Annotated in this window: 21 protein-coding genes; 14 read left to right on the top strand and 7 right to left on the bottom strand. The window is 47.7% G+C overall.

Going from position 1 to position 25,982, the window contains the following annotated elements:
• Positions 1-5: 5 nt before the first annotated feature.
• From FYJ34_RS05970 to FYJ34_RS05950, 5 genes are all read left to right on the top strand, one after another.
• Positions 6-1,343, top strand: coding sequence for an ABC transporter substrate-binding protein (locus FYJ34_RS05970; protein WP_154477040.1), 1,338 nt, complete (start codon positions 6-8; stop codon positions 1,341-1,343).
• Positions 1,344-1,440: 97 nt separating this feature from the next.
• Positions 1,441-2,283 (top strand): carbohydrate ABC transporter permease, encoded by an 843-nt coding sequence (locus FYJ34_RS05965; protein WP_154477038.1) that lies wholly within the window; start codon positions 1,441-1,443, stop codon positions 2,281-2,283.
• A complete protein-coding gene (locus tag FYJ34_RS05960) occupies positions 2,283-3,152 on the top strand; it encodes a carbohydrate ABC transporter permease (RefSeq protein WP_235899272.1) in 870 nt (289 codons plus the stop codon). Before FYJ34_RS05965 ends, FYJ34_RS05960 begins: the two co-directional genes overlap by 1 nt.
• A gap of 22 nt (positions 3,153-3,174) precedes the next feature.
• Positions 3,175-4,656 carry a 4-alpha-glucanotransferase gene (gene malQ, locus FYJ34_RS05955; protein ID WP_154477036.1) on the top strand — a complete coding sequence of 494 codons (1,482 nt, stop codon included), beginning with the start codon at positions 3,175-3,177 and terminating at the stop codon, positions 4,654-4,656.
• 46 nt (positions 4,657-4,702) lie between these two features.
• Positions 4,703-6,955, top strand: coding sequence for a glycogen/starch/alpha-glucan phosphorylase (locus FYJ34_RS05950; protein ID WP_154477034.1), 2,253 nt, complete (start codon positions 4,703-4,705; stop codon positions 6,953-6,955).
• 173 nt (positions 6,956-7,128) lie between these two features.
• Here the strand turns inward: FYJ34_RS05950 and FYJ34_RS13150 are convergent, their stop codons facing one another.
• A complete protein-coding gene (locus tag FYJ34_RS13150) occupies positions 7,129-7,575 on the bottom strand; it encodes a helix-turn-helix domain-containing protein (protein WP_235899269.1) in 447 nt (148 codons plus the stop codon).
• Positions 7,560-8,141 (bottom strand): hypothetical protein, encoded by a 582-nt coding sequence (locus tag FYJ34_RS13145; protein ID WP_235899267.1) that lies wholly within the window; start codon positions 8,139-8,141, stop codon positions 7,560-7,562. Before FYJ34_RS13145 ends, FYJ34_RS13150 begins: the two co-directional genes overlap by 16 nt.
• Positions 8,142-8,356: 215 nt before the next feature.
• Between FYJ34_RS13145 and FYJ34_RS05940 the strand changes: the two genes are divergently transcribed.
• The 5 genes from FYJ34_RS05940 (at position 8,357) to nrdG (ending at position 15,497) form a co-directional block, all read left to right on the top strand.
• Positions 8,357-10,114, top strand: a complete 1,758-nt coding sequence (locus FYJ34_RS05940) for an ABC transporter ATP-binding protein (RefSeq protein ID WP_154477032.1) — start codon at positions 8,357-8,359, stop codon at positions 10,112-10,114.
• The gene (locus tag FYJ34_RS05935) at positions 10,098-11,819 is read left to right on the top strand and encodes an ABC transporter ATP-binding protein (RefSeq protein ID WP_154477030.1); all 1,722 of its coding nucleotides are present in this window, start codon (positions 10,098-10,100) and stop codon (positions 11,817-11,819) included. Before FYJ34_RS05940 ends, FYJ34_RS05935 begins: the two co-directional genes overlap by 17 nt.
• 260 nt (positions 11,820-12,079) lie before the next feature.
• Positions 12,080-12,544 carry a YbaK/EbsC family protein gene (locus FYJ34_RS05930; RefSeq protein ID WP_154477028.1) on the top strand — a complete coding sequence of 155 codons (465 nt, stop codon included), beginning with the start codon at positions 12,080-12,082 and terminating at the stop codon, positions 12,542-12,544.
• Between the two features lie 250 nt (positions 12,545-12,794).
• On the top strand, positions 12,795-14,984 hold the full coding sequence (gene nrdD, locus FYJ34_RS05925) for an anaerobic ribonucleoside-triphosphate reductase (RefSeq protein WP_154477026.1): 2,190 nt from the start codon (positions 12,795-12,797) through the stop codon (positions 14,982-14,984).
• A 9-nt stretch (positions 14,985-14,993) separates the two neighbouring features.
• Positions 14,994-15,497, top strand: a complete 504-nt coding sequence (gene nrdG / locus FYJ34_RS05920) for an anaerobic ribonucleoside-triphosphate reductase activating protein (protein WP_154477024.1) — start codon at positions 14,994-14,996, stop codon at positions 15,495-15,497.
• A gap of 129 nt (positions 15,498-15,626) precedes the next feature.
• Here the strand turns inward: nrdG and FYJ34_RS05915 are convergent, their stop codons facing one another.
• The 4 genes from FYJ34_RS05915 to murC all read right to left on the bottom strand — a co-directional run bounded on the left by FYJ34_RS05915 (position 15,627) and on the right by murC (position 20,436).
• Positions 15,627-16,811, bottom strand: a complete 1,185-nt coding sequence (locus tag FYJ34_RS05915; protein ID WP_154477022.1) for a ribose-phosphate pyrophosphokinase — start codon at positions 16,809-16,811, stop codon at positions 15,627-15,629.
• Positions 16,798-17,811: an ATP-binding protein gene (locus FYJ34_RS05910; RefSeq protein WP_154477020.1), complete on the bottom strand. Its 1,014-nt coding sequence runs from the start codon at positions 17,809-17,811 to the stop codon at positions 16,798-16,800. Before FYJ34_RS05910 ends, FYJ34_RS05915 begins: the two co-directional genes overlap by 14 nt.
• A 35-nt stretch (positions 17,812-17,846) precedes the next feature.
• Positions 17,847-18,929, bottom strand: coding sequence for a DnaD domain protein (locus FYJ34_RS05905; RefSeq protein ID WP_154477018.1), 1,083 nt, complete (start codon positions 18,927-18,929; stop codon positions 17,847-17,849).
• Positions 18,930-19,056: 127 nt separating this feature from the next.
• Entirely contained in the window at positions 19,057-20,436 is a 1,380-nt protein-coding gene (gene murC / locus FYJ34_RS05900) for a UDP-N-acetylmuramate--L-alanine ligase (protein ID WP_154477016.1), read from the bottom strand.
• Between the two features lie 199 nt (positions 20,437-20,635).
• Here murC and FYJ34_RS05895 point away from each other — a divergent pair, with 199 nt between their 5' ends.
• The 4 genes from FYJ34_RS05895 to FYJ34_RS05880 all read left to right on the top strand — a co-directional run bounded on the left by FYJ34_RS05895 (position 20,636) and on the right by FYJ34_RS05880 (position 24,304).
• Positions 20,636-21,910: a glucose-1-phosphate adenylyltransferase gene (locus tag FYJ34_RS05895; protein ID WP_154477014.1), complete on the top strand. Its 1,275-nt coding sequence runs from the start codon at positions 20,636-20,638 to the stop codon at positions 21,908-21,910.
• The gene (glgD, locus tag FYJ34_RS05890; protein WP_154477012.1) at positions 21,907-23,025 is read left to right on the top strand and encodes a glucose-1-phosphate adenylyltransferase subunit GlgD; all 1,119 of its coding nucleotides are present in this window, start codon (positions 21,907-21,909) and stop codon (positions 23,023-23,025) included. Before FYJ34_RS05895 ends, glgD begins: the two co-directional genes overlap by 4 nt.
• 36 nt (positions 23,026-23,061) lie before the next feature.
• Positions 23,062-23,331: a septation regulator SpoVG gene (gene spoVG, locus FYJ34_RS05885; protein ID WP_154477010.1), complete on the top strand. Its 270-nt coding sequence runs from the start codon at positions 23,062-23,064 to the stop codon at positions 23,329-23,331.
• A gap of 85 nt (positions 23,332-23,416) precedes the next feature.
• Entirely contained in the window at positions 23,417-24,304 is an 888-nt protein-coding gene (locus tag FYJ34_RS05880) for a hypothetical protein (protein WP_154477008.1), read from the top strand.
• 275 nt (positions 24,305-24,579) lie between these two features.
• Here the strand turns inward: FYJ34_RS05880 and FYJ34_RS05875 are convergent, their stop codons facing one another.
• Positions 24,580-25,848 carry a threonine/serine exporter family protein gene (locus tag FYJ34_RS05875; RefSeq protein ID WP_154477006.1) on the bottom strand — a complete coding sequence of 423 codons (1,269 nt, stop codon included), beginning with the start codon at positions 25,846-25,848 and terminating at the stop codon, positions 24,580-24,582.
• Between the last annotated feature and the right edge of the window lie 134 nt (positions 25,849-25,982).

The raw sequence follows: 25,982 nt of genomic DNA, 5'->3' as shown, positions 1-25,982 counted from the left end.
GGATTATGAAAAACAAAAAACGATGGCTTGCCCTGGGATTGGCAGCAGTGACGGCACTTTCCGTATTCGCAGGATGTGGAAAGAAGGAAGCAAAAGACGACAAAGGTTCTGTATATTATCTGAACTTTAAGCCGGAAGCAGCAAAGACCTGGGAAAAAATTGCAAAGAAGTACACGGAAGAGACTGGTGTGGAAGTGAAAGTGGTAACCGCAGCGGCGGGAACCTATGAGCAGACACTGAAATCCGAGGTGGCAAAGAAGAATCCGCCGACACTGTTCCAGATCAACGGACCGGTGGGATATCAGAACTGGAAGGCATATACAGCAGATCTGAAGGACACCAAGCTTTACAGCTGGCTGTTGGATCAGGATATGGCAGTGAAGGACGGCGAGGGCGTATACGGAATCCCGTTTGCAGAAGAAGGATACGGAATCATTTACAATGATGAGATCATGCAGAAGTATTTTGCACTTTCTGATAAAGCGGTAGACATTTCTTCTACAGAAGAGATCAACAGCTTTGATAAACTGAAAGCTGTTGTAGAAGACATGACGGCAAAGAAGGATCAGCTGGGAATCGAAGGCGTATTTGCTTCTACTTCTCTGAAACCGGGAGAGGACTGGAGATGGCAGACACACTTGATGAACCTGCCTCTGAATGCAGAATACAAGGATAAAGACGAAACAAATCCGGACAAGATCGACTTTACATACAACAAAGAGTACAAGCAGATCTTTGACCTGTACCTGAACAACTCTGTTACAGAGGCGAAGCTTCTGAGCTCCAAATCTGTAGATGACTCCATGTCAGAGTTTGCACTTGGAAAAGTAGCAATGGTTCAGAACGGAAACTGGGGATGGGGACAGATTAGCGGCGTAGACGGAAACACTGTAAAAGAAGAAAGCGTGAAGTTCCTTCCAATCTATACAGGACTGGCTGGAGAAGAAAACCAGGGACTTTGCATCGGAACAGAAAACTACATGTGTGTGAACGCAAAAGTCAGCGAAGCAGATCAGAAGGCAACCATCGCATTTATGGAATGGCTGTTCAACTCTGATGAAGGAAAGGCATTTGTAACCAAGGATCTGGGATTCATCGCACCGTTCAACACCTTCTCTGATGAAGAGAAGCCGACGGATCCGCTGGCAAAAGAGATCCTGAAGTACATGGCAGACGAGAACAAAACAAACGTTCCGTGGAACTTTACAACCATGCCGAGCCAGACATGGAAGGACGATTTCGGCGCATCTCTTCTGGAGTATGCACAGGGATCCAAAGAGTGGGACAAGGTCGTTAGCGACATGACAGAAGAATGGGCAACAGAAAAAGCTAACGCTCAATAGACTGAAATAGTATGACAACAAGACGAAACGGGTGGGGCAGAAAACAGGTCCGCCCGTTTCGTTCGCACAAAAGGATTGGAAGCAGAGGAGAGACAATATGCAAAAATCATACAAAAAATATTTTGCATTGTTCGCACTTCCCACAATTATCGCATTTATCATTGCTTTTCTTGCACCGTTCATCATCGGGATTTTTCTGTCGTTCTGCGAGTTTACGACGATCATGGATGCAGAGTTTGTGGGAGTTAGCAACTACATCAAAATATTCCAGACAAAAGAGTTTTTAGACGCATTCTGGTTTACTACAAAATTTACGGTGGTGTCTGTGATCTCCATCAATGTACTGGCATTCACTCTGGCCTATGTTCTTACCAGAGGGATCAAGGGAACCAACCTGTTCCGGACGGTATACTTTATGCCTAACCTGATCGGAGGGATCGTACTGGGTTATATCTGGCAGATCCTGATCAACGGGGTACTGGCAAAATTTGGCGTGACCATTACGGCAGAAGCAAAATACGGATTCTGGGGACTGGTGATCCTGATGAACTGGCAGATGATCGGATATATGATGATCATTTATATTGCGGGGATCCAGAATATTTCTACAGACGTGATCGAGGCGGCAAAGATCGACGGAGCCAACAAATGGCAGGCTCTGACGAAGATCACCATTCCTATGGTGATGCCATCCGTTACCATTTGTCTGTTTTTGACGTTGACCAACTCGTTTAAGCTGTTTGACCAGAACCTGGCGCTGACAGCCGGAGCTCCCGGAAAATCGACAGAGATGCTGGGGCTTAATATTTACAGCACCTTCTACGGAAGAGTAGGATGGGAAGGAGCCGGACAGGCGAAAGCGGTGATCTTCTTCCTGATCGTGGCGCTGATCGCTTTGACGCAGCTGTTTATTACCAGAAAGAGGGAGGTGGAGAACTAATGGCAGGAAAGAAAAGAAAAGAGATGGCGCCGGAAATGGAAGTTTCCAGAAGCGTGGGGAATCTGCTTACCGTCATTTTGGTAGTACTCTCCGTCACCTTCCTGGTTCCCATATTTTTGGTGGCGATGAATTCGGTAAAAGGAAAGCTGTACATCAGTGACGCTCCCTTCCAGCTGCCAAAGGCAGATACCTTTGTGGGACTGAGCAACTATATTGAGGGAGTTTCCAAGACAGAATTTTTGAAAGCGGCAGGCTATTCCCTGTTTATTACTGTTTGCTCGGTGGCGGTCATTGTGCTGTTTACATCCATGACGGCATGGTGGATCACTCGGGTAAAAAACAAGTTTACCAGCATCGTGTATTATCTGTTTGTGTTTGCCATGATCGTTCCCTTCCAGATGGTGATGTTCCCCATGGTAAAGGTAGCGAACATGCTGTATCTGGATAATCCGGTGGGGATCATCCTGATTTACCTGGGATTTGGGTCCGGCCTTTCCGTATTTATGTTCAGCGGATTTGTAAAGGCTATCCCGGTTTCGCTGGAAGAAGCGGCTATGATCGATGGATGCAGTCCCATACAGATCTATTTTAAGATCGTGTGGCCGATCCTGAAGCCTACGGCTATCACGGTGGCTATTTTGAATACCATGTGGGTATGGAATGACTACCTGCTTCCGTATCTGGTGCTTGGAACCGACTACAAAACCATTCCCATCGCGGTGCAGTACCTCCAGGGAGGCTACGGCTCCATCGACATGGGAGCCATGATGGCGGTTCTGGTATTGGCGATCGTTCCCATTATTGTATTCTACGTTTCCTGCCAGAAATACATCATTAAGGGTGTGGCAGCAGGAGCAGTAAAAGGCTAGGGAAGTTGGAGGAAAAGCGAGCATGAGAACCAGTGGAGTATTGATGCCTGTTTCATCTCTTCCATCCAGGTATGGGATCGGATGTTTTTCAAAAGAGGCATATGAATTTGTGGATTTCTTAAAGGAATCCGGACAGTCCAGGTGGCAGATACTGCCACTTGGACCAACTGGTTACGGAGATTCTCCGTACCAGTCTTTTTCTACGTTTGCGGGGAATCCGTATTTTATCGATCTGGAGCAGTTGATCCAGGAAGGACTTCTTGACAGAAAGGACTGCCAGGAGTGTGACTGGGGAACGCAGGAGGAGCAGATAGACTACGAAAAAATCTATCAGGGAAGATTCCCGCTGCTGAAAAAAGCCCATGCAGCCTGGCGGCAGAACAAGCCCGGAGAATGGGCTGCGTTTCTGGAAACGGAAGGGTACTGGGTAAAGGACTATGCCCTGTATATGGCAGTCAAGGAAGCGTTTGAGGGGAAAAGCTGGAGCGAATGGGAGGAAGGCATCCGCGTTCGCAGGCCGGAAGCGGTGAAGGCCTATGAAGAAAAGCTGGCAGACCAGGTAGAGTTCTGGGGATTTACACAATTTTATTTTCAGAAACAATGGAAAAAGCTAAAAGCCTATGCCAACCAGAACGGAGTTTCCGTGATCGGGGATATTCCCATCTATGTGGCGCTGGATAGTGCAGATACCTGGGCGAATCCAAAGCTGTTCCAGCTGGATGAGAAGAATATACCGGTCAAGGTGGCAGGATGCCCGCCGGATGGATTTTCTGCCACGGGGCAGCTTTGGGGGAACCCGCTGTATGCCTGGGAGTATCATAAAAAGACCGGCTATGCCTGGTGGCTTCAGAGGGTGCGGCACTGTTTCCAGCTGTATGATATTATGCGGATCGACCATTTCCGGGGATTTGACGAGTATTACGCGATTCCCTACGGAGAAAAAACGGCGGAAAACGGCGCCTGGGAAGCGGGGCCGGGAATGGAACTGTTTGCTGCGATCCGGGAAAGACTGGGAGAACTCCCCATCATTGCGGAGGATCTGGGATTTTTGACGGACAGTGTGCGAAAGCTTCTTGCAGACAGCGGATATCCGGGGATGAAGGTGCTACAGTTTGCCTTTGATTCCCGTGAGGAGAGCGACTATCTTCCTCACAATTACGAGAGGAATGCGGTGGTATACACCGGCACCCATGACAATGATACGCTGCAGGGCTGGTATCGGGCGCTGGAAAAAGAAGACAAGGAAATGGCGCTGTCCTATCTGAACAATCAGGCGACGGTAGACGAAGAGATCCACTGGGACTACATCTGCCTGGCTATGAGAAGTGTGGCAGATACCTGTATCATTCCCATGCAGGATTACCTGGGACTGGGAGGAAGCGCCCGTATCAATACACCCTCTACCCTGGGGGGAAACTGGTGCTGGCGGATGAAGCAAGGGGCCCTGAGCGGGCAGCTGGCAAAAAGGATCAGCCGTATTACAAGCGTCTGCGGGAGAGCGTAGCAGAAGAAAAGACATCAGAGTCTGAAAGATAGCAGGAGGAAAACGAATGAACATCAAACAGAAACTTGAGGAAAGATTGGGAAGCACCATCGGTCAGGCGGACGACAAGGCAATTTATTACAGTCTGCTGGGACTGACGAAGGAGTTGACAAAAGAAAAGAAAGAAAATCCGGGAACAAAAAAAGTGTATTACATTTCGGCAGAGTTCCTGATTGGAAAGCTTCTGTCCAACAACCTGATCAATCTGGGCGTGTATGATGAAGTAAAGGAACTGTTAGAGCAAGAAGGAAAGCTGCTTTCTCAGATCGAGGAAGTGGAACCGGAGCCATCTCTTGGAAACGGAGGACTGGGAAGGCTTGCTGCCTGCTTCATGGATTCGATGTCAACGCTGGGACTTTGCGCAGCGGGGATCGGTCTGAACTATCACTATGGATTGTTCCGCCAGGTACTGGAAAACAGGAAACAAAAAGAAGTGAAAAACCCCTGGATCGAGCAGGAAAACTGGCTGGTGGATACAGGGATCCACTTTACGGTGCCGTTCCGTGACTTTCAGCTGCGGTCCACACTGTACGATATAGATGTGCCGGGCTATGAAAGCGGAGTAAACCGACTACATCTGTTTGATGTGGATACCCTGGATGAAAGCCTGGTGGAAGAAGGGATCAGTTTTGACAAAACGGCGGTAGCAAAAAACCTGACCCTGTTCCTTTATCCGGATGACAGCGACAAGGCGGGACATCTGCTTCGGATCTATCAGCAGTACTTTATGGTAAGCAACGGTGCGCAGCTGATTCTGAAGGAAATGGATGAGAAAGGCTATGATGTAAGACAGATGCATGAGCATGTGGTCATTCAGATCAACGATACCCATCCTTCCATGGTGATTCCGGAAATGATCCGCCTTCTGGAAGAGAGAGGTCTGTCCTTTGAGGAAGCGGCAGATGTGGTAAGCAGGACCTGTGCGTATACCAATCACACGATTCTGGCGGAAGCGTTGGAAAAATGGCCGTCCTCTTATCTGGAAGAGGTGGTTCCGCATCTGATGCCGGTGATCCGGAAGCTGGATGAGAAGGCGAAAAAGGCACATCCCGATGAGGCGGTTGCCATTATTGACGGGGATGGAAGAGTTCACATGGCGCATATGGATATCCACTATGGATTCAGCGTAAACGGTGTTGCCGCTCTGCATACAGATATCCTGAAGGAATCTGAGCTGAAAGCTTTTTATGACATTTATCCGGAGAAATTTAATAATAAAACCAACGGGATCACCTTCCGCCGCTGGCTGATGCACTGCAATCCCAGCCTGGCAGAATACCTGACGGAGTTGATCGGCAGCGGCTGGAAAAAAGACGCACAGGAGCTGGAGAAGCTTCTGTCCTATGAAGCGGAGGAAGCGGTGCGAAACAGACTGCTGGAGATCAAAGCAGACAACAAAAAGAAACTGAAAAATTATCTGAAAGAAACACAAAATGTAGAAATCTGCGAGAACTCTGTATTTGATATCCAGATCAAACGGCTCCATGAGTACAAGAGACAACAGATGAACGCCCTTTACATCATCCACAAGTATCTGGAGATCAAGGCAGGAAACCTGCCGAAAACACCTGTTACTATGATCTTTGGCGCAAAGGCGGCTCCTGCATATACGCTGGCAAAGGATATTATCCATCTGATTTTGTGCCTGCGTGATCTCATTGAGGCAGATGAGACAGTAAGACCGTATCTGCGGGTGGTGATGGTAGAAAATTACAACGTGACCAAGGCAGAATACCTGATCCCTGCCTGCGACATTTCAGAACAGATCTCTCTGGCATCCAAGGAAGCCAGCGGAACAGGAAACATGAAGTTTATGCTCAATGGAGCCGTGACACTGGGAACTATGGACGGAGCCAATGTGGAGATCTGCGATCTGGTAGGGGAGAACAATATCTACATCTTCGGGGCAAAAAGCCAGGAAGTGATCCGACTTTATGAAACAGGCTCTTACTGTGCAAAAGATCTCTATGAGTCCAGGGAAGGAATCAAGAAGCTGGTGGATTTCATTGTAGGAGAGGAATTGCTGGCGCTGGGAGATCCGGAAAGTCTGAACCGGCTGTATCAGGATCTCATCCACAAAGACTGGTTTATGGCGCTGCTGGACATTGAATGTTATATTGCAACGAAGGAAAGAATGCTGTCCGATTATGAGGACAGAGAAAAATGGAGTCGCATGATGCTGAAGAACACGGCGAAGGCAGGATTTTTCTCTTCAGACAGAACCATCGCAGAGTATAACAGAGATATCTGGAAGCTGTAGAAAGACGGAAGAACGAAAAAGGAACAGACAGGAAAAGAAAAGTAAAAAGATAGAATCATCTTTCGCAGGGGAGAAGGAAAGACTCCGGACAGGAGACCGTGGAAGCAATGCGCTTCCGGGTGTCATAGGTCCGGAGTCTTTTACGTGTGGAAATACAAAAAGACCGTCTGCGGTCAAAGGGGGAGGGAGTCTGCCGGATCAGGGAAAGTCCTGCGGCAGGAATGCTTGTGGCAATCAGCGGCGGGATGGCTGGCAAAGGACTGCTTTTTAACTTCCCGGGGATAAATCCCCTTGTACTTTTTGAACAGCGTGGTAAAACGGCTGTGGGAAGCGTATCCCACCGATTTGGCAATATCCTTTATCTCCAGATCGGTGGTGGACAGCAGCGTCTCTGCGATGTTCATCCGTTTTCTCTGAGAGTATTCGGTAATACTCATCTGATTTTTCAAAGAAAAGAGCGTTTTTAGTTTCGTCCCGCTCATCATGGCAATTTTTTCCAAAAGCTCCTGGGGAATGTCCAGTGCATAATGGTCGTTGATATAGTTTTCCACATTTTCCAGTCCGCGTTTGTCGGCGGCAGAAATCTGGCGGAGCCGGGATTTGTTCAGGTAGGCGTCCAAAGTGATACTGAGCCATTCTTTGGCCTTGGCCTCAAAAAAAGCTGAGCGGCAGGAACTGTCATCTGACAGGTTAAAATGGCGTTTGCCAGAAGCTCCAGAGGCTTGGTGACCAGCTCTCGGGTATCGAAAAAGACGTCAGACGCGGGGATATCCGAAGAAGCAAGATATTCCTGGATCATATTTTCCTTGAAGCTGATCCCCACGCTGAGAAAGGGGGAGTTGCCATGGAGAAGAAAACGGGCGGAGGTTTCTTCTGTACTGGAGACCAAAAGCGTATTGGAGGTCAGTGTCTGATAAGGAGTAAAACACTCTCCGTTAGCGGATTTGATGTAGGTGGAATTAAAGGAAAACAGGTGGGAGAGTCCGGAAAAGGATCCGACGATCTTTTCCTTTGTTATGAAAAAATCATGGATATCTACAATAAACTGATCGGTTTCATAGTACCAGTAACAGCCGTCAAAATCTTCGCCCTGCATATGAAATGTCTGACCGGCAGAGCAGAATCCGGCAGAGTTCGGACAGATCTGACAGTCGAGGGTTTTTAGAAACTCTGAAAAAGAAGACATAGGCACCTCCTGCGATTGCAATCAGACTATTGCAATTAGACAAAACAATAATACGATTAGACATTAAAAGCTAGATTGATTGTATCATTTTTTAAAAGCAGATACAATAATAAAGCGAAAATGCTTATGCATAAAGGAATTCTGTGCAAATGCATATTGAGGGTTATTATCAAAAACAAAATCACTGTCTAAACGTGACAGAAAAGGAGGGTTTTATGTTTCGGGTTTATAAAAAACTAATCAGCTATGCGCCGGAAAAAAAGTACCTGTTGTTTCTGACGGTTCTTTTTTCGGCGGGAGCAGCTCTGCTTCAGATCTATGCCTTTTATAATCTGTATGGATTTTTAAATCGGCTGATCCTGGAAGGGAATCAGGAAGGGGCGACACAATCTGCCCTTTGGATCGCAGGCTTGATGTTTGGCGGAGGAATTTTGTATTTTCTTTCCCTTTCGGCGGCGCATCTGTTTGCTTTCCGTCTGGAGACAAATCTGAGAAAATTTGGGATCGATGGGCTGACAAATGCCAGTTTCCGGTTTTTTGACAAAACTTCTTCAGGGAAAACAAGGAAACTTCTGGATGACAACGCGGCTCAGACACATATGGCGGTGGCCCATCTGATCCCGGATAATACGGGAGCCATGCTGATGCCGGTTCTGCTGCTGCTTCTTGGCTTTGCAGTCAGCATCCGTGTAGGAGGGACTCTTTTGGCGCTGACAGCACTCAGCCTGCTACTGATGAGCCGAATGATGGGAGAGAAGAAATTTATGAAGATCTATCAGGAGTCTCTGGAAAAGCTAAGCAGTGAAACGGTGGAGTACATCAGAGGAATGCAGGTGGTAAAGATCTTCGGGGTGGATGTAAAAAGCTTTAAAGCGCTGCATGGAGCGATCAGGGAATACGCCAGATATGCATTGAATTATTCCATGAGCTGTAAAATCCCGTATGTTTTGTTTCAGGAATTGTTTTTCGGCCTGGTGGCGCTTTTGATCCCCCTACTGCTGTGGTTTACGGATATAGGAGGAAATCCAAAAGGAACGGTGACAGAACTGATCATGGTCTTCTTCCTAAGCGGAGTGCTATTTACCTTTATCATGAAAGTTATGTACCTGTCCATGTATATGTTTCAGGCGCAGGACGCTGTAGGTAAGCTGGAAACGCTGTATGAACAGATGCAGGAAGACTGTCTGGAGTTTGGGAAGGAAACCCGGTTTCCGAATTTTGATATTGAATTTGAGCATGTGTCCTTTGGATATGGAGACAAGCTGGTGCTGGAGGATGTAAGTTTCCGGTTGGAAGAAGGAAAGTCCTATGCGCTTCTGGGAGCAAGCGGGAGCGGGAAATCTACGATTGCCAAGCTGATCTCAGGATTTTATAAGATTCAGTCCGGTGCGGTAAAAATTGGGGGCATTCCTTTGACGGAATATGCGAAAGAAGCAGTCATTCAAAATATTGCGTTTGTATTTCAGGATGTAAAGCTGTTTCAGACGACACTTTTTGAAAATGTGGCGCTCGCCAATAAAAAGGCCACAAAAAAAGAGGTGCTGGAGGCCATGCATCTTGCAGGCTGCGACAGCATTTTGGAAAAATTTAAAGACCGGGAGAAAACAGTGATCGGATCGAAGGGAGTCTATCTGTCCGGCGGAGAGAAACAGCGGATCGCAATCGCCAGAGCGATCCTAAAGGACGCAAAGATCGTGATCTTTGACGAGGCAAGCGCAGGGATCGATCCGGACAATGAGCATGAATTGCAGAAGGCGTTCGCCAATTTGATGAAAGGCAAGACCGTGATCATGATCGCGCATCGGCTGACCAGCATCCGGAATGTGGATGAGATTCTGGTGATGCAGGACGGGAAGATCATCGAGAGGGGAACGGACGAGGCGCTGATGAAAGAAGATACGGTATACAGACATTTTCAGAAAATTTATGCAGAGGCAAACGATTGGAGGGTTACAGATGAAAAAGTTGTTTAGAAACCGGCTGGCGTTGACGGAGCAGGGAGCGAAAGATCTGGTGCGTTCCAGTATCGCAACCTTTTTTTGCTACACGATGAATATGGTACCTGCTATGCTGCTGCTGTTGTTTTTTGATCAGCTGGTGCTGGGGCATACCAGAAGCAACGGGGTGTACTTTGCCGTTTCGGCGGTCATACTGGTGGGGCTGTATGTCCTGCTGAGTATCGAATATAACTCTTTATACAATGCTACCTACAGGGAAAGCGAACATCTGCGGATCGATATTGCAAGCACGCTGAGTAAGCTTCCTCTGTCATATTTTTCCAAACATGATCTTTCCGATCTGGCACAAACCATCATGGGAGACGTGGCGGCCATAGAGCATGCGCTCTCTCATGCCATTGCCAAGCTGATAGGGTTTCTTGCGTTTTTCGCAGTGGTTTCCGTACTGCTTCTGACAGGGAATGTGAAGCTTGGGGCGATAGTGATCCTGCCGATTTTGCTGAACTTTTTACTGATTCTTCTTTCCAAGCGGATGCAGATCAAAAATCAGGGGAAATACTATACAAAGCTGCGGAAAAATGCGGAAAGCTTTCAAGAAGCAATCGAATTGCAGCAGGAAATACAAAGCTTCGGAATGGCAAAAGAAATAAAAAGAAAGCTTTACAGAGAGATGGAGGAGAGTGAAACCATTCATATCCGGGCAGAAATACTGGTGGGTCTCACAATGAATCTGGCCAGCATTGTTTTGTACCTTTCTTTGGTAGGTGTGATCGTTTTAGGATCAGTCATGCTGTTTGCAGGAGAAATGAATCTTCTTTATTTCATCGGATATCTTCTGGCTGCCATGAAGCTGAAAGACGGGGCGGAGGCCATAGGCCAGAATATGGCGGAGCTGTTTTACATTGATTCCATGATCCGGAGGGTGAAGGAGATCCGCCAGACGCCGCTGCAGACGGGAGAGGAGGCTTCGTTAGAGCGATTTGATATTGAGCTGCAGGACGTTAGATTTTCCTATGATGCCGACACGCCGATCCTAAAGGGCGTCAGCTTTACTGCAAAGCAGAATGAGGTGACGGCTTTGGTAGGAAAATCCGGCTGCGGAAAGACCAGTATCCTGCGGCTGATGTCAAGACTGTATGACTATGAGGAGGGAAGCATCCGGATTTCAGGGAAGGACATCAAAGCGATTTCAACAAAGGCGCTGTTTGACAAAGTGTCTATTGTTTTTCAGGATGTGACGCTTTTTAATACGTCTGTTCTGGAAAATATCCGGATCGGAAAGACGGGAGCAAGTGACGAAGAGGTAAAACGTGCGGCCCGCCTGGCAAACTGCGAGGAGTTTATCAGCAGGCTTCCAGAAGGATATGCCACCAGGATCGGGGAAAACGGAGCGACCCTGTCCGGCGGGGAAAGGCAGAGGCTTTCCATTGCCAGAGCATTTTTGAAAGATGCGCCGATCGTTATCCTGGATGAGATCGCAGCAGCCCTGGATGTGGATAATGAGAAGAAAATTCAGGAAAGTCTGAACAAGCTTATGAAGGGCAAGACGGTGATCATTATTTCCCATCGATTGAAATCCATTGAAAATGCGAACAAGATCGTGGTGATCGAGGACGGAAAGGTAGAGGCCTGGGGCAAACACCAGGAACTTCTGACTTCCTCAAAAACCTACAGAGGGCTGGTGGAAAGTGCACAGCTGGCAGAGGCGTTCGTCTATTGATGGGAAAAAGGAGAAGCAGGAAAGGGTATCTTGACCTGAGGCTTTGATAATTTTTAAAAACATCGGCATAGTTGATGTAACTATCGGCTATGCCGTTTTTTTATGTCAGAGCGGTAGAAATTCGCTCTTTTCATATCTGACGGAAGAATTACCATTCCAAGTTTTTATGTTCTCGGCCTCCGGCAAATGCTGCAAGAAAAGGATATAAAAAAGCAAACATTTCGAGTATAATGAGAAGGCAGAAAAGGAGTGAGGAGCAAATGGCATTTGAACAGGCAAGAGAATATTTAAGGCAGAGAGGATACGCGGAGAGGATCACAGTGTTTCAGACCTCCAGTGCGACGGTAGAGCTGGCGGCGCAGGCAATTGGCACAGAGCCGGAGCGGATCGCGAAATCCCTGACCTTCTGGGGGACAGATGCCCCGATCATGATCGTCTGCGCAGGAGACGGGAGAGTGGACAATAAAAAATTCAAGGAACAATTTGGAAGAAAGGCAAAGATGCTTACGAAAGAGGAAGTAGCAGAGGAAATCGGACATGATGTGGGAGGGGTATGCCCCTTTGGAATACGGGAAGGAGTCAAAGTGTATCTGGACGTATCCATGAAGCGGTTTGACAGGATCTACCCGGCGTGTGGAAGCAGCAACAGCATGGTAGATCTGACGCCGGAAGAGCTGGAGACTCTGTGCGAAGGGACTGCCTGGGTAGATATCTGTAAATTTTAGACAGAACGGAGAGGAAATATACCGGTTGTCATAGGCGGGAAGCCGACGCAGAGCAAATAAAAAAGCAGGCAGAATTGTTTGGAAAGCGGGCAAAAAAGCAAAGGAGAGCCTGACAGGAAGATGACAGATAAGAAATATAGAAAATACCTCTTCCCTTTCAAAGAAATATGGTGTATGATAGTGAACAGACACAATATGTAGTGTGAGCGAGACAAAAGGTTCGATATTTAGTGGAAGAAGGGGAGAGCGTATGAGTACGGCAAAGAACACCCGTGTTATCAAAAGAAGCGGGGAAGAAGTGGATTTTTGTATTGAAAAAATCAGGAATGCGATCATTGCAGCCAACAAGGAGGTGGATCGTCTGTATCAGATGAATGACTATCAGATCATGGCGATTGCAGACAATGTAACGGCGAAAGTGGAGGCGCTTACTCATGCAGTCCATGTGGAGGACATCCAGGATATGGTGGAGACCGGGATCATGGAGATGCGGGGCTATGAGGTGGCGCAGAAATATGTGCGTTACCGGTATAAACGGGAGCTGACCCGAAAGTCCAATACTACAGATAACGGGATCCTGGCACTGATCGAGCATATTAACGAGGAAGTGAATCAGGAAAACTCTAACAAGAACCCTGTGATCAATTCCACCCAGAGAGACTATATGGCGGGAGAGGTGAGCAAGGACCTGTCCAAGCGTGTACTGCTGCCGGAGGAAGTGGTGGCGGCCCATGAGGCGGGGATCATTCATTTTCATGATACCGATTATTTCGCACAGAAGGAGCATAACTGCGACCTGATTAATCTGGAGGATATGCTGCAAAACGGAACCGTTATCAGTGAGACGCTCATAGAAAAGCCCCACAGCTTTTTTACCGCCTGCAATGTGACGACCCAGATCGTGGCACAGGTAGCCAGCAACCAGTATGGCGGGCAGTCCTTTACTCTGGCGCATTTGGCTCCCTTTGTAGACATCAGCAGGCAGAAAATACGTAAAACGGTTATAGAAGAGAGAGAATCCTGCCACGAAACGCTGGATGAGGAGATCATCAGAAAAGTAACGGAAACACGTCTTCGAACGGAGATCCGAAGCGGGATCCAGACGATCCAGTATCAGCTGATCACTTTGATGACCTGTAACGGACAGGCGCCTTTTGTGACGGTGTTTATGTATCTGGATGAGGTAGAAGAGGGGCAGACCAGGGATGATCTGGCCATTATCATCGAAGAAGTGTTGATCCAGAGGATGCAGGGAGTCAAAAACGAAAAGGGTGTATGGATCACACCGGCATTCCCCAAGCTGATCTATGTACTGGATGAGGATAATATCACGGAAGGATCCAAGTATTGGGATCTGACCGTACTGTCGGCGAAATGTACGGCGAAGCGTATGGTGCCGGATTATATCTCCGCAAAAATGATGCGGGAATTGAAAAAGGGAGCAGTGTATCCCTGCATGGGATGCCGGTCTTTTCTGACGGTAGAGGAAAAGCAGAAGAACCCGGATGGAAGCTACAAATTCTACGGACGTTTCAATCAGGGCGTGGTGACGCTGAACCTGGTAGATGTGGCATGCTCCGCCAATGGAAATGAGGAGCGGTTCTGGGCTATTTTGGAAGAGCGGCTGGAGCTTTGTCACAGAGCGCTTCGCTGCAGACACGACAGGCTGCTGGGCACCATTTCGGATGTGGCGCCCATCCTGTGGCAGTATGGGGCGCTGGCAAGACTGAAGAAGGGTGAAAAAATAGACCGGCTGTTGTATGACGGCTATTCCACCATTTCTCTGGGGTATGCGGGACTGTATGAAATGTGCATACGCATGAAAGGGAAATCGCACACGGATCCGGAGGCGAGACCGTTTGCGCTGGCAGTCATGCAGAGGCTGAACGATAAGTGCGCGCAGTGGAGAGAGGCTGAGAACATCAGCTATTCCGTATACGGAACTCCGATGGAATCCACTACCTATAAGTTTGCCAAGTGCCTGAAAAAGCGGTTTGGCGTTATTCCGGGCGTAACAGACAAGAACTACATTACCAACAGCTACCATGTGCATGTTGCAGAAGAGATCGATGCTTTCCATAAACTCAAATTTGAAGCGGAGTTTCAGAAGCTTTCTCCCGGAGGCGCCATCAGCTATATCGAAGTGCCGGATATGCAGGACAATATCCCGGCAGTTTTGACGGTAATGCAGTTTATCTATGACAATATCATGTATGCAGAGTTGAATACGAAGAGTGATTATTGTGAATGCTGCGGGTATTCCGGGGAGGTCGTAGTAAAAGAGGACGCATCCGGAAAACTGGGATGGCAGTGCCCCAATTGTGGAAATACCGATCAGGACAGACTGTTTGTGGCAAGAAGAACCTGCGGCTACATCGGAACACAGTTCTGGAATCAGGGGCGGACGCAGGAGATCAAAGACAGAGTCCTGCATCTGTAGGAGGACGGCATGTACTATGGAAATGTAAAGGCCTGTGATATTGCCAATGGTCCGGGAGTCAGAGTCAGCCTGTTTGTTTCCGGCTGCAGGCACCACTGTAAAGGGTGCTTCAACCGGGAAACATGGGCCTTTGACTACGGAAGTGAGTTTACCGATGCTGTCAGGGAACAGATATTGACCGATCTGCAGCCCTCCTATGTACAGGGATTCAGTCTGCTGGGAGGAGAGCCTTTTGAGCCGGAGAATCAACGGGAGCTGGTAGGGCTGCTTCGGGAGATAAAGGCGCAGTTCCCTGAGAAGGATGTGTGGTGTTACACCGGCTACCTGTATGATGTGGATCTGCAGGAGGGAGGCCGGGTGTATGGAAAAGATACCGAAGAAATGCTGTCTTATATCGACGTACTGGTGGATGGCCCCTTTGTGGAAGCGGAAAAAGACCTGTCTCTTGTATTCAGAGGCAGCCGTAACCAAAGGGTGATCGAACTAAAGACGGGGAAGTATTTATATACATAAAAACATCCTGCAGAATCCGGACAATTTCGTCCTTCTCTGCAGGATATTTTTTGCGGCGGGACAAGGCTCTCAATCGCCGGTCCCAACCGGATTGTTAAAACAAATTCTAACAGGAAACTACTTTTGACGTTAGATCGCTTCGCCTCTTTTGTAACGCTCGATCACATTCTGAATCCGCTCGCTGGGGTTCAGAAGACTGCTGACAGAGCCATCGTGATTGAGGGTGTCGATCATCAGTGCGATGTATTTGCTCATGTCGCAATTGATGTAGTATGGACGTTCCAGAAGCTGGGGCGGCTGATAGATCAGGTTGGTAGTCAGGATGGCATCCAGTACACCCTCTTCATAAGCCTGATCAAATTTGGACAGACCGTTGGTGAAGAGTCCGAAGGTAGCAGCCGCAAAGATTCTTCGAGCCTTTCTTTGCTTCAGCTGTCTTGCCACATCCAGAATACTGTCTCCCGAGGAGATCATGTCGTCCAGGATGATCACATCCTTGCCTTCCACGGAGGATCCCAAAAATTCATGAGCTACGATAGGATTTCTTCCGTCCACGATCCGGGTAAAATCCCTGCGCTTATAGAACATTCCCATGTCCAGATTCAGAACATTGGCAAGATAGATGGCACGTTCGGTAGCGCCCTCGTCGGGGCTGATAGCCATCATATGGTCTGCGTCGATGGTCAGATCCGGAAAGCGGCGGAGCAGTCCCTTGATAAACTGATAGGTGGGACGTACCGTTTCAAATCCGTTTAACGGAATAGCATTTTGAACCCGTGGATCATGGGCGTCAAAGGTAATGATATTGTCAGCTCCCATGCGGACCAGTTCCTGAAGGGCCAGCGCACAGTCCAGAGATTCCCGGCCGCTGCGGCGGTGCTGACGGCTTTCATAAAGGAAAGGCATGATAATGTTGATACGCCTGCCCTTTCCTCCGATCGCGGCGATCACACGCTTCAGATCCTGATAGTGGTCATCCGGGGACATATGATTGATGTTTCCGGATAAGGAGTAGGTCATGCTGTAGTTACATACATCCACCATCAGGTAGAGATCCATTCCGCGGACAGATTCATTGACGATCCCCTTCGCTTCTCCGGATCCGAAGCGGGGTACCTTGGTGTTCAGGAGAAAGGTATCTCTTTCGTATCCGTGGAAGACGATGTCGTCCTTATGAGCCGGACCGTCTTCCTTTCTCCATTTCACAAGATAATCATTGACTTTTTTCCCCAGATCCTTGCAGCTGTCAAGGGCAATAATCCCCAGGGCTCCGGTTGGAATGTTTTCAAGGTTACGGTCATTACGGCGTAGCATGGTTGGTACCTCCCGATTGTAATAATTTTTTTTGGATGCGGATATCATCGCCGGTCAGCCTTAAGATGGTGTAGTGGCTGCTGATGCGGGAAAATGTCCGCTCTGAGTAAGTCTCTTTTATATCACCCAATGCAAGATTGGTGGATATTACGGTGGATCGGCGCCTTAGTATGCGCTCATTCAGGCAGATAAACAGCTGAGAAGCGGTGAAGGAATTGGTGAATTCCGTTCCCAGATCGTCGATGATCAGAAGATCGCAGTCGTAGATCTGATCGTAGGCAGCCTCTGCCTCGCCTTCTGTATGGCGGAATGTATGATCGGCCAGCAGGTCAAACAACTCTGTGGAAGTCAGATAAATCACAGAATGGGAAGATTCCATGACCTCCTTGGCGATACAGTGGGAAAGGAAAGTCTTTCCGGTTCCGGTACTTCCGTAGAGAAGAAGGTTCCGGAAAGTGTCCGAAAAGTTCCGGGCGAAGTCCTGACAGGTCTGAAGGGCGGTAACAGCGGCGTCTCTTGCAGAACGACCGGTCAGAGGATCCACCAGGTTGGGGGAGTAAAACCCCAGTGAAAAGGTGGAGAAATTCTCCCGTTCCAGAAAATCCTGCAGATTGGACTGTGTGTAAAGCAGATGTACCGTTTCTTTTTTCAGACAATGGCAGGGCGTGGTTCCAATATATCCGGTATCCTTACAGGCATCACAGAAGAAATCCGGCTCCAGGTAATCGGCCGGGAATCCGGCGTCAGAAAGAAGTGCTCGTTTTTGCACCAAAAGCTCTGCCAGTGTTTCTTTCAGCGAGTCCAGAGCAGAAGCATCACCGTCCAGCAAAAGACGGGCCTTTTCTACACTGGAAGACGCGATGGCATCTTCTAAGGTACGGAATTTTGGAACGGCAGCATAAACCTCTTCCAAACGTTTTTGAAGGCGCCTGCGGCTTTCCAGCTGCCGCTGCTCGTAGATCCGCATAAGTTGTGAATGTTGCGCATTGCTCAATGCCATAGATAGTCTCCTTGGAATGAGGATCCCCCGTCTCCCTACTGCTGGATCAGACGGCGCTCCATGTCATTCATATCGTAAGAACGGCCGTCAAAGTTGTTGAACCTGTTTGGCGAGGAAGTCTTGGAAGAACTCCTGGTTTTCTTTTTTGCTTCTTTTTCCTGTAGATATTTTAAATCGGCCTCCTGTACATCTGACAGGGAAGAAAGTCCCTGCTCTTTCCAGTTGGAAAGAATGCTGTCCGTATATTCAAAACTGGGCTGATGGATGGTGCGGATGGTACGGCTGCACGCCTCCAAAATCACGTCCATCGCAAATCCAAAGGTGCGGATCCACTTTTTGATGTAGGTCTCCTCTACGGGAGCAGGGGCACGGTTTTGGATTCCGTATGCCTTCAGGATGGAGTAGGCGGCTGTATTATACCGGGAAGAGGCAGCCTTGGCTTCTTCGATGGTGGTAACCTGCTGCTCTTTCCAGGAAAGGGCCACTTTTTTGATATAGTGCATGCTTTTGTGATCGTATTCCACACAGTATTCCAAAAGATAGTCGATAAGATCCGGAGAAAACTCCAGGTCTGTCAGGAAATACTGGATCGTTTCCATGTCGGAAGCGCTGAGCGTTTTTCCCAGATACTGCTCTGCGACATGGATCAGCTGTTTCAGTGCCTTCTGAGAAGAGGTTCGCTTTGTCGGCGTCTTCTTCGCAGAAGAAGCGGTCTTGCTTTCCGAAAGAGAAAGCACTGTCGCAGGGCTGCTTTTCTTTTCGTCGGTAGGCTGTCCATAGGAGACCTTCTTGGATTTTTCGGAGGAGGCAAAGCCGGCTTCCTCGGAAGCTCCCGTATTTGAGGCAGGCACAGAAGAAGAGGCTGAACTTTCCTGATACTCTAAAAGTCCCGCCTTTTTCCAGTAATTACAAGCACGAACAATATCTTTTTCCGTACAATCCAGAAAATCTGCCAGCTGGGAAACAGACCAGGGATCCAGGCCGTTACAGGAACGGCGCAGCAGCAACAGATATACCTTTACGTATTCTCCATTGGCAGATGCCATATATTGATCGATAAAAGTATTCTCGATCGTGGTTGTGTTTGAAGTCCTCCCGGACAGGATCGGTATCCTCATATGTACTGCCTCCCTTGCATTCCCATTAAGTAGGGTTATTATAGCACCCAAAGAGAACGGGAAAAAGAAATTTCTGCAGGGAAAATCAGGTTTTTTGTGGATAAAATCCTGTGGATTTTGTGGATAACTAGTGACTCAGCAAAGATTCGCCTATGTTTACAACGTCTCCGGCTCCCATAGTTATCAACAGGTCTCCTTCTATACAATGCTCCCTGCAAAAGGCCTCGATTTCTTCAAAAGAAGAAATATGGTAAGCGTCACAACCTTTTTCCCGCAGCCTTTCCGCCAGCTTGGCAGAAGAGACTCCCAGCGTATCCGTTTCCCTGGCAGCATAAATGTCCGTCAGGATGACGTGATCCGCCGCAGACAGAGCATCTGCAAATTCTGCGAACAGAGCTTTGGTCCGGGTATAGGTATGAGGCTGGAAGACACACCAGATCTCCCTGTGAGGATAGTGGGCGGCGGCTCCCAGCGCAGCCCGGATTTCTGTAGGATGATGGGCGTAGTCGTCAATGACGGTAACTCCCTGACGCTCTCCCTTGTATTCAAAACGTCTTCCGGTACCGGTAAAGCGGTGCAGTCCCTGACAGACCGCGGAAAAAGGAAGCGCCAGCACATCTGCAACGGCAATGGCCGCCAAAGCATTCATAACGTTGTGATCCCCGTTGACAGAAAGACTGATCCGTTCGACGAACATACCGGATTTGACCAGGTCAAAGGAGGCGACCCCGTAGGGGTCATGGGTGATATTTGTGGCGCTGTAGTCGAAAGAGCTGTCTCCGCCGTATTGTACCACACGACAGCAAAGTCCTTCCAGAAGAGGAGCAAGATCAGGGATCTCACCGTTGATGACCAGGGTTCCGTCAGCAGGAAGCAAAGCCGCAAACTGTCGGAAGGAATTCCGTATGTCATCAAGATCCTTGAAAAAGTCCAAATGATCCTCGTCAATATTTAAAATGACGGCGATTTTAGGGAAAAAATGTAAAAAGCTATTGGTGTATTCACAGGCCTCTGTCAGAAAATAGTCAGAAGCGCCTACGCGGATGTTCCCGCCAATGGCTTTTAACATTCCGCCGACGGAAATGGTAGGATTCACCTCTGCCTCCAGAAGGATCTGGGACAGCATGGAAGTCGTAGTGGTCTTTCCGTGAGTTCCGGCTACTGCGATAGAAGTCTTATAGTTTTTCATCAGCTGGCCCAGCAGCTCGGCGCGGCTCAGCATAGGAAGATCTAAAGCGCGGGCTGCCTGAAATTCTTCATTATCTTCCCGGATGGCCGCAGTATAGACAACAACATCAATATCAGAAGAAATATTAGCTGCTGTCTGCGGTGTGTATACCCGTACTCCCAGGGACTCCAGGCGCTGGGTCAGGGGGGAAACCTGACGGTCTGACCCGGAAACCTGAAACCCCTCCTGAAGCAGGATCTCCGCTAATCCGCTCATGCTGACCCCTCCGATTCCCATGAAATACAGGTGAACCGGATGATTAAAATCGATTTTATACATAAAAGTAATTCCTTTCTTTGTTAGGCATATCTCTACCTCTTCATTATATACAGTTGAGAGGGAAAATCCAACCTTATTTTGTTGTTGGTTTTTCACAAAAAGTAATTGAAAATCACAAAAAAATTAGCTATAATGTTCACTAAGAGAAAAGGTTATGTTATAATAAAAACGATCAATTTATACGGAGAGGATGGGGCTTATGCGAAGAAAAGAGATGATAGCGATGCTGTTGGCAGGAGGACAGGGAAGCCGCCTGGGAGTGCTGACGGCAAAAGTAGCTAAGCCGGCGGTGACATTTGGAGGAAAGTACAGGATCATAGATTTTCCCTTAAGCAACTGCATCAATTCAGGCATTGACACGGTGGGCGTCCTGACGCAGTATCAGCCACTCAGGCTGAATAGCCATATCGGGATCGGGATTTCCTGGGATCTGGACCGCAATTACGGCGGCGTCACGATCCTGCCTCCTCATGAGAAGACAGAGGGCAGCGAATGGTACACGGGGACAGCCAATGCCATTTTCCAGAATTTGGAATATATGGAAACCTTTCATCCGGAATATGTGCTGATCCTGTCGGGAGACCATATTTATAAGATGGATTATGAACTGATGTTGGATGCACATAAAAAAAACCGGGCGGATGTTACCATTGCGGTGATGCCGGTTCCGATAGAAGAGGCCGGCCGGTTTGGCGTGGTAGTGACGGAGGAGGACGGGCGGATCGCAGAGTTCCAGGAAAAACCGCCCCAGCCCAAGAGCAACCTGGCTTCTATGGGCATCTATATTTTCAGCTGGGAAGTATTAAAGGAGGCGCTGATGTCTCTGAAAGACGTCCCGGGGTGTGATTTTGGAAAGCATATCATGCCGTACTGCCACGACAAAGGGCAGAGACTTTTTGCATATGAGTACAGAGGCTACTGGAAAGATGTGGGAACACTGGGATCCTACTGGGAAGCGAATATGGAGTTGATCGACCTGATCCCGGAATTTAATCTGTACGAAGAATTTTGGAAGATCTATACCAACAATGCCAGGATACTTCCCCAGTATGTCTCGGAGGAAGGGGTCGTAGAAAGAAGCATCGTAGGGAACGGGGCGGAGATCCACGGCGAGGTGAGAAACTGTGTGATAGGATCCGGCGTTGTAATCGAAAAAGGAGCAGTCGTACGGGATTCTATCATCATGCGGGATACGGTGATCGGAGAGGAGTGTATCGTAGACAGAGCCATCATTGCAGAAAGCTGTAAAATCGGGAAAAAGGCGGTTTTGGGTACGGGAGTTGAAGCGCCAAACAAGCTGAAGCCGGATGTGTATGCATTTGGGCTGGTCACGGTAGGGGAACAGTCCTACATTCCGCCGGCAGTACAGATTGGAAAAAACACGGCGATCAGCGGAGTGACGAATCCGGAAGATTATCCGGAAGGGATTCTGGAAAGCGGTGAGACACTGATAAAGGCAGGTGAAAGCGTATGAGGGCGTTAGGAGTAATACTGGCGGGTGGAAACGCCTCTAAAATGGGAGGTCTGACAGAAAGAAGAGCGGTGGCGGCCATGCCTATCGCGGGAAGTTACAGAGCGATCGATTTTGCTCTCAGCAATATGACCAACTCCCATATACAGAAGGTAGCAGTGCTGACACAGTACAATGCCCGCTCTCTGAACGAGCATCTGAATTCCTCCAAGTGGTGGGATTTTGGGAGAAAGCAGGGGGGACTTTATATTTTTACCCCGACTATGACGGCGGATAATAAATACTGGTACCGGGGGACGGCGGATGCCATCGGGCAGAATCTGGATTTTCTGAAAAGAAGCCATGAGCCCTACGTGATCCTGGCATCGGGAGACGCCGTTTACAAAATGGATTACAACGAAATGCTGGAATACCATATAGAAAAGAAGGCGGATATCACGGTGGCGTGTATGGCGATGCCGGTGGGGACGGACGTCAGCCGCTTTGGAACCATCAAGATGAATGACGAGATGCGGATCGAGGAGTTTGAGGAAAAGCCGCTGATCGCTTCATCCAATACCGTGTCTTTGGGCATTTACGTCATCAGGAGAAGGCTTTTGATCGAGCTGATCGAGAAATGTGCAGAGGAAGACAGACACGATTTTGTAACCGATATTTTGATCCGGTACAGAGGCCTGAAAAAAATATACGGTTATAAGATAAAAGACTATTGGAGCAATATTTCTACGGTGGAGTCCTATTACAAGACGAATATGGACTTTCTGAAGGAGGATGTCAGAAGATACTTCTTTAAGGAATTTCCAGATATATATTCAAAGGTCAGCGACCTGCCGCCGGTGAAATACAACTCCGGAGCAGCAGTGCGGAACAGCCTTGTGGGAAGTGGAAGTATTATCAATGGCAGAGTAGAAAATTCGGTGTTATTTAAGAAAACCTTTGTGGGAGAGAACTGCGTCATTAAGAATTCTATTATTCTCAATGATGTCTACCTGGGAGATAACGCTTACATTGAAAACTGTATCGTTGAGAGCAGGGGAACGATCCGGGCGAACACACGATATGTTGGAGAAGGGGAAGTGAAGGTAGTCTTTGAGGATAACGAGAGATATGTACTGTAAAGTACAAAGCTATGCAAGAAAGGGGTTGCAGAGAAGATGCAGATTACAGATGTAAGAGTACGTAAGGTGGCGAAGGAGGGAAAGCTGAAAGCAGTGGTTTCCGTAACCATGGATGATGAATTCGTTGTACACGACATTAAGGTAATCGAAGGTGAAAAGGGGTTGTTTATAGCAATGCCCAGCAAGAAGGCGATGGACGGGGAATACAGGGACATTGCACACCCCATCAATGCGGGGACGAGAGAGCGGATCCAGGGACTGATCCTGGAAAAGTATCAGGTAGCATTGGACGAGAGGGACATCTAGGGCGGACGACGGGAAGTGAAAAAGGTATCTCAAGAGCGGGGGCTTTTGAGGTGCCTTTTTTGGAACAGGGAAGAGGAGATGTTATGTGAAAAATGTGGAAAATTTAGCTAATGATGATTCGGTTATTTTAGCAGAAGTTGCCTCAAACTCGAACTTAAGTGGTAAATATTCCAAAGCCATGGCAATGATTGACAGTGTTAGTTACGAATTTGATAAAACCTCTGAATTGAGTAACGGAGACACGGTTGTTCTTAGAATTAAGACCAGTTCGAGCAAATCACCTGTGAAACAGGAGACGAAAAAGTTCAAAGTTAAAGGGCTGGATGCGATTAAAAAGATTTCTACGAAAGATTTCCTGAAAAAATATCCTGTCACGTTTATTGGCTTTGATGGTTATGGAAGTTTAAAACTGCCGAAAGATGAGGATGGAGAGACGATTTTAACCTATGCTGACAGTAAAGGTATGAATAATTTGAAGAATGGTGATACGGTTGAATTAGTTGCTTCTCCAGGTTATCTTTACGAATTGGAACAAAAAGGAGAGAAATTAGAATCAGATACCTTTGAAGTCAAGGTTTCAGGATTGGCTGCAATCACGGAAATTGGCAATATTTCCGATGCTCTTGCTAAAAATGACACCTATGCCAAATCTAACTATGAAAATTCAAGCTATACGACTTATACGATTGAAAATCAGAAGAGTTACATTTCTTATCAAACAGACTATTATGATGATTCGGCTTCCGGACAGATTTACCTTGTGACAGTCTACAAGATAACAACTGCCTCTAAGTATTCCGATACGACGGTTGAATATGTTTACTATGGGTATTGCTACTATGTCAACTCGGACAATTCACTTGACCTGGAAACAGCCAATAAAGTTTCAGGCTATGAAACACAAGATTTGGCCAAGTTGACGGCTGAATTGGAAACCGAAGGTTATGCAGAATATACTGCAAAATCGGAATAAGTATAAGAAGGCGGGAAACCGACGCTAAAGCTTCTTTGAACACAGACTCGACAGTTATCAAAGAAGTAAACGAACTGCATTAACAGAAAATCAGTAATAAAAAGAGTGCTGCAGAGCAGGTGGATAATCATCTGTAAAGCAGCACTCCTTTTTCTATCCCAAAGGAAGGCATAAAGGGAAAACTGTAAAATGAGCTGTCCTTGAGAAATCGAACAAAACTCCTCCCTCCTAAGCAGCGACATGGTCTGTCTGTCAGGAAGAGAGGAGGAGTGCTTCTACGACTTCTTTTTTCTTTTCTGGGCGTTTCGGCCGAAGGTTTTGCCGATGTGGTAGTCCCGCCGCAGGGCAAACATGGAATAGCGGGCAACCATGTCTACAATGATGAAGCCAAACGCAATGGCCAAACAGGTAGCCAACAAAACGATCGTTTCTGAAAAGGCCAGATTCAGATCTCTGCTGACACAACCGTACATCATATAATACAGGTTCGGTCCCGGAATCAGCGGGAATACAGAGGCTGTCAGGAAAATGGTGGAAGGCGCCTTGTTTAGTCGGGACATGATGAAGGCGTAAAATCCAACAAAAACAGCCGCAGCCAGTGTCGCAAGAAAGTTGCTGGGTTTGACAGAAAATACCAGAAGATAGATTGCCCAGGTAAAGAAGGCTCCGACGCTGGAATACAGCACCTGACGCCCTCTGATCTTAAACAGGAGCGCAAATCCGGTACAAGCAACTGTACAGGAGATCAACTGGATCGGGATGCTGGGGTTCAGGATGAAACCATCAGAGGATACTCCGTGCAACAAAAGGATAGACAAACCGGTGCCGAAGGCAATCCCCGCAGCTCCCAGAAAAGAGTTCATAATATTGATGAATCCAGATATAAAATCGCGTTGCAGAAGATCCCGAATCCCATTGGTGGTTCCCAGCGCACTGATCAGCAGCATCACGATTCCGATCATGGTCCGGTCAGGATGGTTTCCGATCCCGAAGCGCGCCGTAAGAAGAATGAAGGATTCTGACAGGAATGCCAAGATCATGTTGTGGATCATGAGATTGTTTTCCAGTTTAGAAAGCTGTTTGCCGACCACGATGATCATCAGAGAAACGATGACGGCAACGATTGCATCCATAAAATTGCATCCAAAAAATACGGCAAATCCTGTTCCGCCCATGATACCGGCAAAATAGGGGGCCGCAGGATGCTGCTTGGGACGATGGATGACTTCCAGATATTTTTGGCGAAGCTCCGCCTCATCGGGCGTATGGGCGCACACGTACCGGCATAGGTTGTTAAGGTAATTCAGCCGGTCAAAGTCAATATCTGTGGTTTCAATATGACGGATCTGGGTGAAAAATTCACCCTCCGGAGTTTCTATGGTGATCTGGATATTGCTTGGGATAATAAATACGTCGCTGTGTTTAAATCCATAGCTCCTGCACATTCGGTACAGGCTGTCTTCCAGTCTGAAGTTTTCAGCACCGCTTTTCAACATTGACTCTCCAATGTCAAGAATTCCTTGTAAAATACGTTTGTAATCCATACAGTTATCCTCTTAGATCGCATAATAAAAGTAGAAATGTCAACATATGAATCATACCACTTTCTTCCCGAATGTCTACTAAAATCCCGCAAGTTTGAAGAAAAAAACAAGAGTGAAAATTCTGAAAAACCAAA

This window comes from Suipraeoptans intestinalis, assembly GCF_009696485.1.
Classification (GTDB): domain Bacteria; phylum Bacillota; class Clostridia; order Lachnospirales; family Lachnospiraceae; genus Suipraeoptans; species Suipraeoptans intestinalis.
This window is presented reverse-complemented; position numbering and strand designations above follow the sequence as displayed.

What these genes read in the sequence shown, in the direction of transcription:
- nrdG (WP_154477024.1), top strand. Translation starts at nt 14,994, where the DNA reads ATGTACTATGGAAATGTAAAGGCCTGTGATATTGCCAATGGTCCGGGA.
- glgD (WP_154477012.1), top strand. Translation starts at nt 21,907, where the DNA reads ATGAGGGCGTTAGGAGTAATACTGGCGGGTGGAAACGCCTCTAAAATG.
- FYJ34_RS13145 (WP_235899267.1), bottom strand. Translation starts at nt 8,141, where the DNA reads ATGTCTTCTTTTTCAGAGTTTCTAAAAACCCTCGACTGTCAGATCTGT.
- FYJ34_RS05940 (WP_154477032.1), top strand. Translation starts at nt 8,357, where the DNA reads ATGTTTCGGGTTTATAAAAAACTAATCAGCTATGCGCCGGAAAAAAAG.
- FYJ34_RS05875 (WP_154477006.1), bottom strand. Translation starts at nt 25,848, where the DNA reads ATGGATTACAAACGTATTTTACAAGGAATTCTTGACATTGGAGAGTCA.
- FYJ34_RS05930 (WP_154477028.1), top strand. Translation starts at nt 12,080, where the DNA reads ATGGCATTTGAACAGGCAAGAGAATATTTAAGGCAGAGAGGATACGCG.
- FYJ34_RS05960 (WP_235899272.1), top strand. Translation starts at nt 2,283, where the DNA reads ATGGCAGGAAAGAAAAGAAAAGAGATGGCGCCGGAAATGGAAGTTTCC.
- spoVG (WP_154477010.1), top strand. Translation starts at nt 23,062, where the DNA reads ATGCAGATTACAGATGTAAGAGTACGTAAGGTGGCGAAGGAGGGAAAG.
- FYJ34_RS05935 (WP_154477030.1), top strand. Translation starts at nt 10,098, where the DNA reads ATGAAAAAGTTGTTTAGAAACCGGCTGGCGTTGACGGAGCAGGGAGCG.
- FYJ34_RS05915 (WP_154477022.1), bottom strand. Translation starts at nt 16,811, where the DNA reads ATGCTACGCCGTAATGACCGTAACCTTGAAAACATTCCAACCGGAGCC.
- FYJ34_RS05950 (WP_154477034.1), top strand. Translation starts at nt 4,703, where the DNA reads ATGAACATCAAACAGAAACTTGAGGAAAGATTGGGAAGCACCATCGGT.
- murC (WP_154477016.1), bottom strand. Translation starts at nt 20,436, where the DNA reads ATGTATAAAATCGATTTTAATCATCCGGTTCACCTGTATTTCATGGGA.
- FYJ34_RS05965 (WP_154477038.1), top strand. Translation starts at nt 1,441, where the DNA reads ATGCAAAAATCATACAAAAAATATTTTGCATTGTTCGCACTTCCCACA.
- FYJ34_RS05970 (WP_154477040.1), top strand. Translation starts at nt 6, where the DNA reads ATGAAAAACAAAAAACGATGGCTTGCCCTGGGATTGGCAGCAGTGACG.
- malQ (WP_154477036.1), top strand. Translation starts at nt 3,175, where the DNA reads ATGAGAACCAGTGGAGTATTGATGCCTGTTTCATCTCTTCCATCCAGG.
- FYJ34_RS05905 (WP_154477018.1), bottom strand. Translation starts at nt 18,929, where the DNA reads ATGAGGATACCGATCCTGTCCGGGAGGACTTCAAACACAACCACGATC.
- FYJ34_RS05895 (WP_154477014.1), top strand. Translation starts at nt 20,636, where the DNA reads ATGCGAAGAAAAGAGATGATAGCGATGCTGTTGGCAGGAGGACAGGGA.
- FYJ34_RS05910 (WP_154477020.1), bottom strand. Translation starts at nt 17,811, where the DNA reads ATGGCATTGAGCAATGCGCAACATTCACAACTTATGCGGATCTACGAG.
- nrdD (WP_154477026.1), top strand. Translation starts at nt 12,795, where the DNA reads ATGAGTACGGCAAAGAACACCCGTGTTATCAAAAGAAGCGGGGAAGAA.